General features: G+C 57.4%; 15 protein-coding genes. 6 read left to right on the forward strand and 9 right to left on the reverse strand.

The window, feature by feature from the left end:
- Window positions 1-35: 35 nt before the first annotated feature.
- The 4 genes from fabD to FXO11_RS11905 form a co-directional block, all read right to left on the reverse strand.
- The gene (fabD, locus tag FXO11_RS11890; RefSeq protein ID WP_148863172.1) at window positions 36-971 is read right to left on the reverse strand and encodes an ACP S-malonyltransferase; all 936 of its coding nucleotides are present in this window, start codon (window positions 969-971) and stop codon (window positions 36-38) included.
- Between the two features lie 189 nt (window positions 972-1,160).
- Window positions 1,161-2,132: a phosphate acyltransferase PlsX gene (gene plsX, locus FXO11_RS11895; RefSeq protein WP_264766227.1), complete on the reverse strand. Its 972-nt coding sequence runs from the start codon at window positions 2,130-2,132 to the stop codon at window positions 1,161-1,163.
- A gap of 94 nt (window positions 2,133-2,226) precedes the next feature.
- Window positions 2,227-2,406, reverse strand: coding sequence for a 50S ribosomal protein L32 (gene rpmF / locus FXO11_RS11900; RefSeq protein WP_148863174.1), 180 nt, complete (start codon window positions 2,404-2,406; stop codon window positions 2,227-2,229).
- A 127-nt stretch (window positions 2,407-2,533) separates the two neighbouring features.
- On the reverse strand, window positions 2,534-3,082 hold the full coding sequence (locus FXO11_RS11905; protein ID WP_148863175.1) for a YceD family protein: 549 nt from the start codon (window positions 3,080-3,082) through the stop codon (window positions 2,534-2,536).
- A gap of 142 nt (window positions 3,083-3,224) precedes the next feature.
- On the opposite strand from FXO11_RS11905, the gene FXO11_RS11910 reads away from it, so the two are divergent.
- Window positions 3,225-3,842 carry a Maf family protein gene (locus tag FXO11_RS11910; RefSeq protein WP_148863176.1) on the forward strand — a complete coding sequence of 206 codons (618 nt, stop codon included), beginning with the start codon at window positions 3,225-3,227 and terminating at the stop codon, window positions 3,840-3,842.
- Here FXO11_RS11910 and sppA read toward each other — a convergent pair.
- The 3 genes from sppA to rluC form a co-directional block, all read right to left on the reverse strand.
- Window positions 3,818-4,849 (reverse strand): signal peptide peptidase SppA, encoded by a 1,032-nt coding sequence (gene sppA, locus FXO11_RS11915; RefSeq protein ID WP_148863177.1) that lies wholly within the window; start codon window positions 4,847-4,849, stop codon window positions 3,818-3,820. The genes FXO11_RS11910 and sppA overlap by 25 nt on opposite strands.
- Window positions 4,850-4,973: 124 nt before the next feature.
- On the reverse strand, window positions 4,974-5,624 hold the full coding sequence (locus FXO11_RS11920) for an HAD family hydrolase (protein ID WP_148863178.1): 651 nt from the start codon (window positions 5,622-5,624) through the stop codon (window positions 4,974-4,976).
- A 299-nt stretch (window positions 5,625-5,923) separates the two neighbouring features.
- The gene (gene rluC / locus FXO11_RS11925; RefSeq protein ID WP_148863179.1) at window positions 5,924-6,979 is read right to left on the reverse strand and encodes a 23S rRNA pseudouridine(955/2504/2580) synthase RluC; all 1,056 of its coding nucleotides are present in this window, start codon (window positions 6,977-6,979) and stop codon (window positions 5,924-5,926) included.
- Between the two features lie 607 nt (window positions 6,980-7,586).
- Between rluC and rne the strand changes: the two genes are divergently transcribed.
- Together rne and FXO11_RS11935 are read left to right on the forward strand one after the other, a co-directional pair.
- Window positions 7,587-10,886, forward strand: coding sequence for a ribonuclease E (gene rne / locus FXO11_RS11930; RefSeq protein ID WP_148863180.1), 3,300 nt, complete (start codon window positions 7,587-7,589; stop codon window positions 10,884-10,886).
- Window positions 10,887-11,164: 278 nt separating this feature from the next.
- Window positions 11,165-11,704: a YecA/YgfB family protein gene (locus tag FXO11_RS11935; protein WP_148863181.1), complete on the forward strand. Its 540-nt coding sequence runs from the start codon at window positions 11,165-11,167 to the stop codon at window positions 11,702-11,704.
- On the opposite strand, the gene FXO11_RS11940 is transcribed toward FXO11_RS11935, so the two are convergent.
- Complete coding sequence (locus FXO11_RS11940) at window positions 11,689-12,561, reverse strand: PHP domain-containing protein (protein ID WP_148863182.1); 873 nt, start codon at window positions 12,559-12,561, stop codon at window positions 11,689-11,691. The genes FXO11_RS11935 and FXO11_RS11940 overlap by 16 nt on opposite strands.
- Window positions 12,562-12,639: 78 nt before the next feature.
- Between FXO11_RS11940 and FXO11_RS11945 the strand changes: the two genes are divergently transcribed.
- The 3 genes from FXO11_RS11945 (at window position 12,640) to FXO11_RS11955 (ending at window position 14,467) form a co-directional block, all read left to right on the forward strand.
- Window positions 12,640-12,939, forward strand: a complete 300-nt coding sequence (locus FXO11_RS11945) for a YciI family protein (protein ID WP_148863183.1) — start codon at window positions 12,640-12,642, stop codon at window positions 12,937-12,939.
- Between the two features lie 410 nt (window positions 12,940-13,349).
- Entirely contained in the window at window positions 13,350-13,943 is a 594-nt protein-coding gene (locus FXO11_RS11950) for a TIGR04211 family SH3 domain-containing protein (RefSeq protein ID WP_227545883.1), read from the forward strand.
- Between the two features lie 233 nt (window positions 13,944-14,176).
- Window positions 14,177-14,467: a PilZ domain-containing protein gene (locus FXO11_RS11955; protein ID WP_148863185.1), complete on the forward strand. Its 291-nt coding sequence runs from the start codon at window positions 14,177-14,179 to the stop codon at window positions 14,465-14,467.
- 80 nt (window positions 14,468-14,547) lie between these two features.
- Here the strand turns inward: FXO11_RS11955 and rraA are convergent, their stop codons facing one another.
- The gene (gene rraA / locus FXO11_RS11960; RefSeq protein WP_148863186.1) at window positions 14,548-15,033 is read right to left on the reverse strand and encodes a ribonuclease E activity regulator RraA; all 486 of its coding nucleotides are present in this window, start codon (window positions 15,031-15,033) and stop codon (window positions 14,548-14,550) included.
- Between the last annotated feature and the right edge of the window lie 44 nt (window positions 15,034-15,077).

Genomic DNA, 15,077 nt, shown 5'->3' on the forward strand with positions numbered 1-15,077 from the left:
TTTCCTTCTCCTGAGTGCTTACTTGACCCGAGTGCTTACTTGGAAAATCCGTCGATGGCCTTTTGCAGAGCGTCGGGATTATCTATAGCAAATGTAGTCAGATTTCGGTCGACACGCTTAGCCAAGCCCGCGAGAACCTTACCAGCGCCACATTCAACTGCAACCGAAACGTCCTCTTCCGTCAGGTAGCGTACAGAATCAGCCCACTGGACCGGAGAATAAAGCTGACGCAGCAAATTCTGCTTGAGCGCATCGCGATCCTGTTCCGGTGCAGCGTTGACATTCTGCACCACCGGCATGACAGCATCATTGAAACTAACGTCTTCCAGAGCCTTTGCCAGTTCCTCCGCCGCAGGCTGCATCAATTCACAATGAGAGGGCACGCTTACCGGAAGCGGCAACGCCCGCTTGGCACCCTTACCCTTACAGATTTCGATGGCGCGGTCCACCGCGGATGCATTGCCGGCGATCACCACCTGGCCGGGGGAATTGAAATTGACCGCAGCCACGACCTCGCCTGCGGCAGCCTCCTCGCAGGCTGCGATAACCACGTCATCCTCAAGACCCAGCACGGCGGCCATGCGCCCCTTGCCTGCCGGTACGGCGCTCTGCATGAGCTCACCCCGGAGACGAACCAACTTGACCGCATCAAAAAAGTTAAGGCTTTCGGCCGCTACCAGCGCACTGTACTCGCCTAGGCTATGACCTGCCAGGAAGTCAGGTCTATCGCCGCCTGCCACAAACCATTGGCGCCATAGAGCGACACTGGCGGCTAGCAACGCCGGCTGGGTCACGGCAGTGGCATTGAGTTCCTCTTCAGGACCATTCTGACAAATAGACCAAAGATCGAAGCCCAACACTTGCGAGGCCTCGGAGAATGTCTGTGCAACGATCGGCCAAGCTTCCGACGCTTCAGCAAGCATGCCTACTGATTGCGATCCCTGACCTGGGAAAAGAAATGCTGATTTCATAGCGCGCAGTCTACCCCTGTTTCTTGCCTAAGAAGATTAGCCAATGGTACAAGCCTTTTCTCCTCAAAACACGGGTCTGGAGCTTGATACTTTTCAGGAAACTTCAGACTAGCGCCCTCTAACACAAGGATCTGCCAGTTAATTCGCCACCTAATGCGTGTCGCCGGCGGTTCTTAACCAAACAGTGCACTAGAACATCAATTCGTCCAACTGCTCGTTGATACGACGAGGAACTTCGAGACTGACTTCGCGACCCGCCTGGCGGATAGCCGCAAGCATGGCCCGCTCGTTGGCATTGCCATGGCTTTTGATGACGACGCCCTGCAAACCAAGCAGGCTGGCGCCGTTGTGACGAGAGGGATCGATGGTCTTGAGTAGGCGCGTGAGGGTCGGGCGCGCCAGCCAGCCGACAACGCGGCCGTAGAGGGTCCGGGTAAAGGTTTGGTCGAGCAGTTCCATCAACATGCTCGCCACGCCCTCGCCGGTTTTCAGGGCGATATTGCCGACGAAACCGTCGCAAACCACCACGTCGGCCACGTCGCGAAAAAGGTCGCTACCTTCGACATAGCCAATGTAATTGAGATTCTCGGCCTGGGCGAGCATATGCGAAGCGAGCCGGACCTGCTCGTTACCCTTGATTTCCTCCTCGCCCACATTGAGAAGCGCAACCCGGGGCTCTTGCAAGTTGTTGACTGCCGAGGCCATTAACGAGCCCATCAAGGCATACTGATATAGGTTCTCAGCAGAGGCGTCGACGTTAGCGCCCAGATCCAGCACGTGACAGCGACCACGCAAGGAAGGAATCAACTTGACGATAGCCGGCCGCTCGATACCCGGATACATCCGCAACAACGAGCGCCCGAAGGCCATAAGCGCGCCGGTATTGCCCGCACTGACACACCCTTGAGCTTCGCCGTCGCGCACCAGGCGCAAAGCGACAGCCATCGAAGAGTGTTGTTTATGCCGCAGGGCATGGGACGGACGTTCGTTCATCCGAACGATGTCGACCGCTTCGACAATCCGAATTCGAGGGTGGGGCTCTAACAGAGAAGCCTCAAGCTCACTCTGTTGTCCAACCAGAATGATGCTCAAGGCTTCGTTTTCTCGCACAGCGTCAAGCGCTGCCGAGACTGCGACGGCGGGACCGCGGTCGCCGCTCATCGCATCTATGGCAATGGTGATTGAGTTCACCCTTTACCTATCATGCAGTGGTGCATTCAGACAGTGACCCAAAAATCAGGCCGCGCCAGGACGATTACTCGTCGCCGGACTCAATCACCTGCTTCCCACGATAGAAACCGTCGGGAGACACGTGGTGACGACGATGCACTTCACCGGTAGTGGACTCCACTGACAGCGTAGGCTTGCTCAACGCATCGTGAGAACGACGCATGCCGCGCTTGGAGCGGGTCTTACGGTTCTGTTGTACAGCCATGGTTTTACTCCTGAGCTAAAAAATAACAAGTCGTCGGCTAAACCGGTTGGGTTGCCGACCGGGTCCGTGACGCACTGTTGATGAGTGACTCTGATTGGCAAATCTAACGCCTGAATCGCCCCATCAATCAGTGATCGTCTTTTTTCTTTTTGAGTTCCGCTAGCACGCTGAACGGATTCTCACGCTGTTCCGGTTCTGAATCGGGCGCTTCGTCCGCCTCGCCTTCAAAAGCTTCCAGTGTACTCGACGCCGGGCACTCTTCCCTTTCGTGCAGGGGGTAAGGTGGCACAACCAGCAACAACTCATCCTCTACCAACTGCCAGAGATCCGCCTGAAAATTATCCATCAGGAACGGCTCCAGATCCCTCGGCAGCTGACGTGCCTGCTCATCACCGATCACCAAGCCCAGCGTGAACGCCGAGGTCAGTGTCGTATGCATGGGCGACATGCAGCGCTGGCATTCCAGTACAACCGGTGCTTCCAGGCGGCCTTCAACAACACGCCGTCTTTCAGCGTCCATCCCAAACTGCAAATGAGCACTGACGTCGCCATCCGATTCCACCAGAATGTCTGCGAAACGGGATAGCGAGCGTAAGGCAATGACCCCTTCTAGACGGGCATTTTGCTCCGCCAGTTTATTGGGATCGATAGTCCGGGGCAGTTCGGCATTCGACATAGGCGCGCAATTTTAGGGTGCTGCCAGGCCCCTGTCAAAGAGTTCTGCGCGTTATTTCGGCAACTACACAGATGCGGACGGGGATTTCAGCGGGCCGCACCGTCCGGTATGCTCAACGAAACCATCAGCCACAGGATTCAGTGTGACCGCCAAACCCCTGCTTCTCGCATCCTCGTCCCCCTACCGAAAGGCCCTACTCGAGCGCTTGCACATTCCATTCACATGCGCCTCGCCGGACATCGATGAAACGCCGAAGCCCGGCGAAAACGGCGAAGAGCTTGCGGTACGACTGGCCGAGGAGAAAGCGACCGCCCTGGCCGACCGCTATCCGGGCCATTTGATCATCGGCTCAGACCAGGTCGCGCAACTCGAGGACGGCACCTTACTGGCGAAGCCCGGCAATCACGAGAAAGCCTGCCAACAGTTGGCAGCCTGCAGCGGGCAGTCCGTGCTATTCCTGACCGGCCTGGCGCTGATGGACGCCGACACAGGTAGCACCTGGAGCGTCTGCGAACCCTTTCGCGTGCACTTCAGGACTCTGGAGAAAGAGGATATCGACCAGTACCTGAGCGTGGAGCAGCCTTACGACTGCGCCGGCAGCTTCCGCATGGAGGGCCTGGGAATCGCCTTATTCAAGGGTTTCGAGGGACGCGACCCCAATAGCCTGGTGGGCCTGCCCCTCATTGCCCTGGTAGATTTACTTAAGGAACAGAAAATCTACCCGTTGTCGATCGCCTACCGAAGCTCCAGGCGGGACTGAATGAGCGCATTGGCGAGCCCGCTTCCTACAGAAACGCCGAGTTCGTCGATCAACTGTTTGAACGGTGACGGGCGATGACTGTAGTCCACCAGATCCTCCTGGCCGATGATGTCCCGAGCGACATAGCTGGCGCTACCCAGTCCGTCGACCAGACCCAGGCCGAGCGCCTGCTCTCCCGTCCAGATCAGCCCGCTGAACAACTCCTTGCTGTCTTTCAGGCGGTCACCCCGCCCTTCCCTAACTTGCTCGATAAACTGCTGATGCGTGGTGTCGAGCACTTCATTCCAGAAGCTGACCTCCTCAGGCTCTTCCGGGGAAAACGGGTCCAGGAACGCCTTGTGCTCACCCGACGTGTAAAGCCGCCGATCGACACCCACCTTATCCATTAAACCGGTAAAGCCGAAGCCACCGGCAACGACGCCAATGGAGCCAACCAGACTCGCCTTATCGGCATAAATTTCGTCGGCTGCCGCAGCAATGTAGTAAGCGCCCGACGCACCAATATCGGCAATAACCGCGTAGACTTTCTTGTCCGGATGCACTTGGCGCAGGCGCTCGATCTCATCGTTAATATAGCCGGACTGCACCGGACTGCCGCCAGGACTGTTGATTCGCAAAACGATAGCCTTGGCGTCCGGCGCCTCGAACGCGTCTCGCAACGCCCCGACGATACTGTCGGCATTCGCCTCTTCCTCGGACGCGATTGGCCCCCGGATTTCAATCAGCGCCGTATGTTCGCCGACGGCATCGCCAAGCCCGCTTTCCACCGGCGCTTTAAGCATGAACAGCAGCGCAAACAGATAAACAAACGTCAGAACCTTAAAGAATATGCCCCAGCGCCGACTCTTACGCTGCTCCGACTGCAGGGACATCACCAACTTCTCAATCAGTTTCCAGTCCCGGCGGCTCTCGGGTCGAGACGCGCCATCCTTGCTCGCCTCCGGCTCGGGACGCTGCTCCTGCGAACCACCCCAACTGCTTTTACCATCATTATCCCAGTCAGACATACCTCTTCCTTTTATGCATCGAACCGGCACACCAAGAGCCGATCCTTTCTAAACGCCAAGCCAGACACTTAACCCTTAAACCAAGCACCTAGCCTTCGGCCTACCCTAAGCCAGACCTTTAAAACTAAGCCAAGTACAGAGCCTGGCGTAATGCCGCCATATCGCTGGCAACGGCGGCCGGCGCGAACTCCTCCAGTCGCGCCCGGGGATGCACACCCCATTCGACGCCGATGGCAGGCATGCCGATACGTTGCGCCATATCCATGTCGTAAATGGTGTCGCCAATCATCACTGCCTCGCCGGGCTCTATGCCGAAATGCTCGACAATCTCCATCAACATAGCGGGATCCGGCTTGGAGCGCGTTTCGTCCGCGCAACGGGTGACGGCAAAATGAGCGCCCAAGCCGCTGCTCTCCAGCGCCCTTGCCAACCCCCGGCGACTCTTGCCCGTGGCTACTGCGAGCTGGGCATTGGCACCCGCCAGCTCTGCCAGCAACTCGCTGATACCGGCAAACACGTTCTGCGGCGTTGTTTGCTTACTAAAAAAATAGCGCCCATAGCCTTCCCGGATCGCCTGAATTTCATCCATCGCCAGACCTGGATAAAGCGTCTGCAACGCCTCGATGATCCCCAGACCGATAATATCCTTGTAGGCATCACGCTCCAGCGCCGGAAAGCCCAACTCAGTGGCCGCGAGATGAAGACTATCGGCAATATGGTCGACGGAATCGATCAACGTTCCATCCCAGTCGAAAATTACAATCTTGGGGGTCATGTAATGACTGACTCCAAATCAGTTTTAGGGAACCTCTGATTAAGTCTATTGGCGAGTCTGCAAGCGTTGAGAAGCTCAGTGGCAAGGCGCGGTTCGCCGGTAATGGCCTGAGCCCTTACCAAGAGCCGCAACGCAGCCAATGAGCTTCTCAACGCTTGCCCGCAGGGGCTTTCCCTGAAAACCGGACTCCGCGTTGAGCCTTCTTGAAAGGCAACCAGCCTTCCCGTGAAGCCTCGCCTTGATTCCGGTTTTCAGGGAAAGCCAGAATCGCCAATAGACTTAATCAGAGGTTCCTTAGATTAATCAGAAACACCGGCGCCCGAACGACGAACCCGAAGTCGCTCCAGCATCGCAGCAAAACCGGCCTCGTGGGGAGCTTCGAAACGGGCCTGCTGGCCATCGGGCAACGTCAGCTCCAATGCAAAGGCATGGAGCATCAACCGCTGACCGCCTTGAGCGCGGAAGGCCTTCAGGCTCACGTCATCCATATACTTGTCGTCACCGGCGATCGGATGCCCGCCGAAGGCACAATGCACACGAATCTGGTGGGTTCGCCCTGTTACAGGAAAAGCTTGCACGAGGCTGTAGCCGTCAAACAGTTCCAGCACTTGAAAACGCGTCAGCGCCACCTTGCCGGCGTTAGAGACCCGGACCATACGTTCTCCGGAACGCAGCTCGAAACGCTCCAGTGGCGCATCCACACTGGAACAGCTAGCCGGCCAGTGGCCCGCAACCAGCGTGTGGTATAGCTTGGTGACGCGCTTACCCCGGATTTCGTCCTGCAGGTGGCGCAGTGCCGAGCGCTTCTTGGCCACCATGATCAGACCCGATGTATCACGATCCAGGCGATGCACCAACTCCAGAAACCGGGCATCCGGCCGGGCAGCGCGCAGCGCTTCGATTAAGCCAAAGCTGAGACCGCTCCCACCGTGAACCGCCATCCCCTGGGGCTTGTTGATCACCAGCAGTTGATCGTTCTCGAAAATCACCGCCCCCTCGACCAGCTTACGGACCTTGGCACTCGGCGCCGGAACCTCCGGCTTTTCTTTCTGAACCACAGGCGGTATACGCACCTCATCGCCGGCGGCAAGGCGGGTATCAGGTTTGCAGCGCTTTTTGTTGATCCGCACTTCGCCTTTACGCACGATGCGATAGACTACACTACGGGGAACGCCCTTGAGCTGTGTGATGAGAAAGTTGTCCAGGCGCTGTCCGGCGCCTTCTTCATCGATACGGACCCAGCGCACCTCCGACTTTTGCGGCACAGTTTCTGGCCGTTCGCTCTGATGCCTATCAGGCAGGCGTCGCTGCGCGGCGGGTTTAGGGCGTTTTGTGTTGGAAGCTTGCCTGGGCATGATGCTGCGTGGTTCCGGGTACAACGGTGCGGGATTGACGGGTCGGAGGATTGCTGTTATGTTCCGGCCTGCTTTATATGCTCAGAATCGACCCCTAAATCTCGGTGGCCGATTCAAGCGAGCCCGAAGTATACCGACACTATTTGAATCTTTGAAAGCCGGTGGTCAAGACTTTGAAAGCCGATGGGCTAACAAGCCTGACCAGCGCGCCGAGCAGAAGGCACCTCCTCAACGCCTGTAGATCTTTTTGGGGTCCAGGGTTTGGGTAGGACGTGTTCAATCCGCACGGAAAACCGGCGGGTGACATCGCGAAGAATCATTGCAATCACGCCGGACCGGGCCGTCCAGCTTACGAATATGACGTGAGACCTTGGCGCCGGTGTGAACTTGAACTGGATAGCATGCGTCAATTGACACTGAATCGTTACGGTTACGCCCTGCAATTGGTGGAAAGACAAGCCGTTAGCCTTCTCAGGAACTGTGGACGGGTTACCGCCGCCGCCTGATTGTGTCCGGCTGCCATAGTTGCAGCCAGCAGCATCCTACCTCGCCGATGAACGCCAGTTTGGCCGGTTTCCGTCGTTAACCGACAGGAAACTCGTTCTTCATGAAAAGAATGCTCATAAATGCAACTCACCCAGAGGAGTTGCGCGTTGCACTGGTAGACGGACAACGGCTTTTCGATCTCGACATTGAAGCGAGCAATCGGGAGCAAAAGAAATCAAACATCTATAAAGGCAAGATCACTCGGATCGAGCCTAGCCTCGAAGCCGCGTTCGTGGACTTCGGCGCCGATCGCCACGGCTTCCTTCCCCTGAAAGAAATCTCCAAGGAATATTTCAAGAAGTCACCGAAAGATATCGATGGCAAGATCAATATCAAGGACGTCTTGTCGGAAGGCCAGGAAGTCATTATCCAGGTCGATAAAGAAGAGCGCGGCAACAAAGGCGCCGCCCTCACCACGTTTATATCCCTGGCTGGCCGCTACCTGGTACTCATGCCCAACAACGCTCGGGCCGGTGGCATTTCCCGCCGAATCGAAGGTGACGAGCGAGCTCAGCTCAAAGAAGCCATGAACGGAGTTGATGTTCCTCGCAACATGGGCGTCATCGTTCGCACCGCCGGCATTGGCCGAATGTCCGAAGAGCTGCAGTGGGACCTGAATTACCTCACCCAGATCTGGCAGGCTATTACCGACGCCGCCGCCAGTCGCCAGGCTCCTTTCCTGATCCATCAGGAAAGCAACGTCATCATCCGCGCAGTACGTGACTATCTCCGCCAAGACATTGGCGAAGTCCTGATCGACTCCGAAATCGTGCATGAGGACGTACTGAGCTTTGTCCAAGCGGTCATGCCCTCCTTCGAGAACAAGATCAAGCTGTACAAGGATGAAATCCCCCTGTTCAGCCGCTACCAGATCGAAGGCCAGATCGAGACGGCCTTCCAGCGGGAAGTAAAACTGCCTTCCGGCGGCTCTATCGTCATCGATCCGACCGAGGCGCTGGTTTCCATCGATATCAACTCTTCGCGCGCGACCAAAGGCCACGACATCGAGGAAACAGCGCTTCAGACCAATCTGGAAGCAGCTGAAGAAATCGCCCGTCAGCTCCGCCTGCGGGACATCGGCGGGCTGATCGTTATCGACTTCATCGACATGACGCCGGCCAAACACCAGCGCGAAGTCGAGCAAAAAGTGCGCGAAGCGTTGGAAATCGACCGTGCCCGGGTCCAGGTGGGCAAGATTTCCCGTTTCGGCCTGCTGGAAATGTCACGCCAGCGCCTGCGCCCATCCTTGGGCGAGACCCGTAGCGAGGTTTGCCCCCGCTGTGACGGCCAAGGCACGATCCGCGGAATCGAATCACTCGCGCTGAGCATTATGCGCCTGATCTATGAAGAATCCGCCAAGGACAAAACCGGCGAAGTCCGGGCCATTGTTCCGGTATCCGTTGCTACCTTCCTGCTCAACGAGAAGCGCAAGCAGCTCGCCGATATCGAAGCCAGTCAGGAGGTCACCCTACTGGTCGTACCGAATCCGCACATGGATACTCCCCACTTCGAAATCCTGCGCGTGCGGGACGACGAGGTTACCGCGGTGGATCGCACGACGAGTTATCAGATCGCCAGTGATTTCAAGGAAGAAGACACCGCGGAGATCCAGACTGCGCGCGAACAGCCCGCTCGCGAAGAAGCCGCTGTGAAAAGCATCCGCCCGGCAGCGCCGGCGCCGGCGCAAGCGGCACCAGCAGCATCGGTGGCATCACAACCGGTCGAACAGCAAGAAGAAGGTCTTTTTAAGCGCCTATCGCGCAAAATTTCAGCTTTCTTCAACGAAGAAACCGCAGAAGAATCCAGCCGCCAACAGGAAAGCGCCAGTCCCAACCAGACTCAGCGCCGCGATGCCGGCGGCGGACGCCAGGACCGCAGGAAATCTCGCGTAGCCCGCGACGACGGCCGTGGCTCCGCGCGTCAGAGCGACAAAGAACCTCGCCAGAGCGAAAGCGAAGGTGGCAGCCGCGGCACCCGAGGACGTCGCGGCGGCGAGCAGCAACCGCAAGGCCGGAGCGATCGCAATGCACCTGCTCAGAACGGCAAGGGCAGCGACCGTTCAAACAAACGCAAGGACAGCCGCGATAACCGAGGAAGCGACGACAAGCGCCCTCAAAAAGACCAGGATCGTAGTGGCCAGACAGGCCCGCAAGGCAAGGACAATCAGCAAGCGGCCAAAGGCGGGGATGACAGCAAACGCCGCCGTCCGCGTCGGCCGCGCAACCGCGACGGCTCACCGGCAGAGTCGACTCAACGTCGTAGCGACGAACGTAAAGCTGCCAAACCGCAGTCTTCCGATCATCAGACGGAATCGAAACCCGACGACAAGCAGAAGGATGCCGTCGCCAAAACAGACCCTCGGACCGATGACAACGCTGGTAAACCGCAGTCGGCCGACAGGTCGCAGCCGGTCGATAAGTCATCGCAGGGAGTCCAAGCTTCCGGCGCCAACAAGCGCGACGCTAACACAGACGCCAAGCCTGAGCTGCAGACGGAAAAAGCCGGCAAGCCGGCGCGTGAAGAGGTTCGCAAGGACGCAACCGACGTAACCCCAAGTACGTCAGCGGACCCTTCTGGCAAAAGCGACATAGGACAGGCCGACAAAGCAATGTCGCCAGGTGAAAAGGACGCGCCAAAACCAGAGGCCAAGCCCAAAGCACCTGACACCGGCAAGAAAGCAGCTGAAGACGACAAGAAACAGCCATCGTCAGCCGGTGATAAGGACCGGGGTAAAGCGCCGAAGAAAAGCGACGAGACGCCCGCACAAACGGCTTCCGCAGGCAGCAAGACGCCCGAGGCGAAATCCGAGCCGCAGGCAGCTGACAAGCAACCTGCCGTGTCCCCGGAAAAGCCCGCCACTTCGAAGGAAAAAGCCGAACCTCAGCCAGAACCGCTGTCTGGGAAAGCGGCAAGTCCGCGCAAAACCGAAGACGCGAAGCCGGAGAAGCCGGCAACCAGCGACGTGACCAAGCCGGCGGAGCCCGCAACCACGCCGCCCGCCGAGCCACAGACGGCGCCGCCAGCGCCACAAGGCGCCTCCACTGCGGAGAAAAGTACAGCGAACGGCAAGACTGGGCCGTCGGAGCAGCCTAAACAAGATGCGGCCTCTCCGGCACCCCAGAAGTCAGCCGAGGGGGCTCCGAAACCCCCGTCGGAGGATGCCAAGGTCGACACGCCTAAGTCGCAGGCAAAGGCAAAACCCGCACCGGAAAAAACCGACGCGGACGATGCACCCGCACTAACTGAGTCGGGACGCGCCTACAACGACCCACGGGAAGTGCGCAAGCGTGAACTTGCGGCGGAAAAAGAAGCCGGCCAAAAGCAGGACAGCGGCGACAGCAAGCCATCGTCGGAAAGCTGATTTGCAATGACTGGGCGGCGGCAGCCGTCCGCGTGCAATACCCTGGATAAAGCGGGTCCTCGTTGAGAGGCCCGCTTTTTTTACTGCCCTTACAGTAACCAGCCTAAAGACCATTGATATCCGGTAACGCAGAAGCTTATTGTGTTGCTGATACAGCCGCTATACTAGCGTCCCTAACCCGAGTTCATGAGTTCCGCCAGCATGCACCTATACGCTGACGGATAGTGAACCTGAGTTGATGAGCACTAACTGCGCCGCCGGACCGGGAGTTTCGAAGAATGCTGTCGCCACAAGAAATTGAAGCCGTAGAAGATATTCTTTTTGCAGAGCCCTGGGGCGACGACGCCCTGGATTTTTTTGGGTTGCACGGCGTGGTTAGCGCAAGCGTTGTTGGCCCGCACGAACTGGACTCCAAAGCTGTTTTCCTGATCGCCACCGGACTGGATGAAGTACCCGGTGGCGATGTGCCCAAAGCGTTCGATCACGCAGTGCACAAGATGGGCGAAGCCATGACGGCCTCCCTCGACCGGGGCGAGACTTTGGAGCTCCCGGAGCCCGAGGACGGAGACCCGATGAATGCGCTGGAAAACTGGTGCGCAGGCTTCGTAGACACCTTTCTTCAGCATGAAGACGAATGGCTTGAGGTGGACGAAAAAGAGACTGCAGATCTACTGGTGCCCATGCTCGCCCTGTCGGGACTGTTCGAAGACGAAGACTTCGACCGGGTACGCAACAGCGAGACATTGAGTCAGGAAATGGCCGACGCCATCCCCGATTCGCTGACCGACCTATACCTACTGTTTCACGTTCCCGCCTGAATGCCCGGCAGATGCTGCCAGACCGGCTCTAGCCCGTCAGGCAGCACGCCCGGAAGCCGCCCCAGTTCGCACCAGCTCGGGCCCGGGAAATGAAAATCGCTGCCCTGAGACGCCCAGTAGCCCTCACGTCGACACAGTTCCGCCAGAAAACCCAAGTCGCCGCTGGATTGACCAGACGTGAGCACCTCCATGCCCTGCCCGCCAGCGGCAGCGAAATCCTTCATCAACGCCCGCAGTTTAGTGGCGGTCATCTTGTACTTCCTCGGATGCGCCACCACCGCGATCCCGCCGGCGGCTCGGATCCAGCCAACGACGGTTTCCAGCGAGGGCCAGCAGGCCTTTACATCCCCGACTTTTCCCGCCCCTAGGTAGCGTTTGAAGGCCTGAGCACTGTCTTTGACCACCCCTTCGCTGACAAGCACCCGGGCGAAATGGGGCCGTCCCGGTACGTCGCCGCCGGCCTCATGCGTTGCCTTGCCCAGCAGATCGTTCACTTTTAGCTTTCGCAAACGCTCGTCGATCATGTGCGCCCGCTGCCAGCGATTCTGCGCCTGCCCTGTCAAAGCCTCAGTCCAGGCGGAATCCGCGTTATCAAACCCCAAACCAACGATATGAATGGTGAGAGACCGCCATAGGCACGACAATTCGATGCCATTGATCAAAGTGATGCCACTTTCCTGAGCCGCCTGGCGCGCCTCGGCCAGCCCGTCGGTGGTATCGTGATCGGTCAGGGCCAGATGGGTCACGCCATTATTGGCCGCACGTCGCACAACATCGCCGGGGCTGAGCATCCCGTCTGACGCTGTACTGTGGCAATGTAAATCGATACGGATAGTTTGTGTTGCAGATATGGTCATATGGCAGCTAACCCTTTAATGTACGGCACAGGATACGCGTGTCGCCGATGCGATTAAATCACTGAAAAGGGAAACGCCATGTACTACGCAATCATCAGTCAGGACGTGGAGGATAGCCTGCCTCTCCGCAAAGAAGCCCGTCCAGCCCATATCGAAAGACTTGAGCAGCTGAAAGACGAAGGACGACTGTTGGTGGCAGGCCCCCACCCCGCTATCGACAGCCCGGATCCCGCCTCGGCTGGCTTTACGGGCAGTCTCGTCGTTGCTGAATTCGACTCGCTGGAGGCCGCCCAAGCCTGGGCTGACGCTGACCCTTACCTCGCTGTCGGCGTCTACGCAAACGTTATCGTAAAACCCTTCAAGCCGGTACTGCCGTAACATTCAGGACTCGCCGGAATATTGACATATGGTAATCAGGTGGCGCTTGATCGCATCGACAACTATGCCAGAATTCCCGGTTTAAGTGGCTTCTGAAAAATAGCCATACGCAGCGTCGGGACTTCATCGCCCACCTGAAGGCAGAAAAAAGCCAGAAATATAAAGGTCGCTTTCCCGACCTGCCACACGCCCCGGGACGCCTCCGATACTTTAAACTTTCGATACCCTATACTTTCGGTGCCCTATACTTTCGGTACTACGCGCTCTCGACACATAAGTTCTAGACACTATCTCGACACTACAAGCAGGAACGATTCGTTGTGATTCACAAGCCATTCACATTGACGAAACTATTAGCAGCTGTGCTACTGATAGCACTTTCAATCCCCGTCCTTGGCCAGACCAGATACGTGGACGATGAACTGCTGATCATGCTGCGCAGTGGCGCGGGCAACCAGTTCCGCATCCTTGATAGCCTGTCGTCCGGCACTCGACTTGAGGTTCTGCAAGAGGAGGGAGCGTCAGGGTACAGCCAGGTGCGGACTCAGGATGGCCAGCAAGGCTGGGTACTCACGCGGTACCTGTCATCGCAGCCCATTGCCCGTGACCGCCTGTCTGCCGCCCAAAAACGGCTTGAGCAATCAGAAGCACAATTGAAAGAGGCACAGCAGAGTCTCGATGCACTCCGTGCCGAGCGCAATGAGCTCGCGTCGTCGGAAGAAAGCCTGGAGTCGAGAGCAGGCAAGCTGAGCTCGGAGCTGGAGCGTATCAAGGAAGTCTCGTCGAACGCCCTGAGCCTGGACCGCCGGAACCGGGAGCTGCAGGAAAGTAATCAGCAGCTACGCAAGGAGGTTGAAGTACTGACTGCGGAAAATGAGCGACTGGAAGCCAAGAAAGAGTCGGATTTCATGCTGCTGGGCGCCATGCTCGTCGGCGCCGGCATTTTGATTGCTGTGGTTCTTCCCTGGCTCAAGCCCACCCGTAAAACCGACAACTGGGCCTGATTAACAAAGAAAGCCGAGCAAAGCTTGAGTCACCCGGAAGATGTATAAACAGTTACTCTCTCGGGTGAGCTCCCTCCGACAAAGCACACGATGTTGTGTCCGCCTGCACCCCAAACCACTAAGTATTTGACGTTAACGCTGCTTTATTACAGATCGTTCTTTGACACTCCCGTTTTGTCGCTTTATAACAGATAAAACAACAGAGCGAAAAAGGTGTACTCATGGAAGGCATAATGCGCGAATTTTCCGAGAAACGCGATTTTCACCGGATGCAGGTCAACACCGAAATCACTATCACCGACTCGGAAGGCAGCCAGCACAACGGAATCTGTAAAGATCTAAGCGGTACCGGCATGCAAATCTTGCTTGACTCGTCTTTTGCCGAAGGCTCCCGGCTTCACACTGTTCTGCCATCAACCAGTGACCAATTCCCACCTTTTGAAACCGTCGCCGAAGTACTACGTTGCGAACCGACGGAGGGCGGCTACCTGATTGGCGCGGTGATCCGGCAGGTTAAACATTAGCGGCGGCGATAGGTCGCTATACGTTAGAGATCGGCATGAAGACGGTAGAAGCCCGGTGTCACCACCGGGCGATAACAGGTTTATTCAGGTGTTGAGAGCGGCTTTTCCGACACGATAATGCCGTTATTATCCGCGTAAATGTAGTGCCCCGGCTGGAACGTTACCCCGTGAAAGGTGATGGGCACGTTCAGGTCGCCAATACCCCGCTTTTCCGTCTTGCGCGGAATGGTCCCCAGAGCCTGCACCCCTAGACGGGTTTCGCCGATGACGTCGACATCGCGAATACAGCCGTAGATGACAATCCCTGCCCAGTCGTTACTAACCGCTTTCTCGGCAAGCATATCGCCAAGCAGCGCCGCACGACGTGAGCCACCGCCATCCACCACCATAACTCGGCCTTTGCCGGGCAAAGCAACCTGCTCTTTGACGACCGAATTGTCCTCGAAGCACTTCACGGTGACAATTTCACCGCCGAAAGCTTTAATGCCACCGTAATTATTAAAGCCGGGTTCGACGACAGTCACCTCAGGGTATTCATCGCACAGATCGGGGGTCACGATATCCATGACATTCTCCTTCAGCTCGTGAACGGGAAAGTGATCGAAAGATC

This window comes from Marinobacter fonticola, assembly GCF_008122265.1.
Classification (GTDB): Bacteria; Pseudomonadota; Gammaproteobacteria; order Pseudomonadales; family Oleiphilaceae; genus Marinobacter_A; species Marinobacter_A fonticola.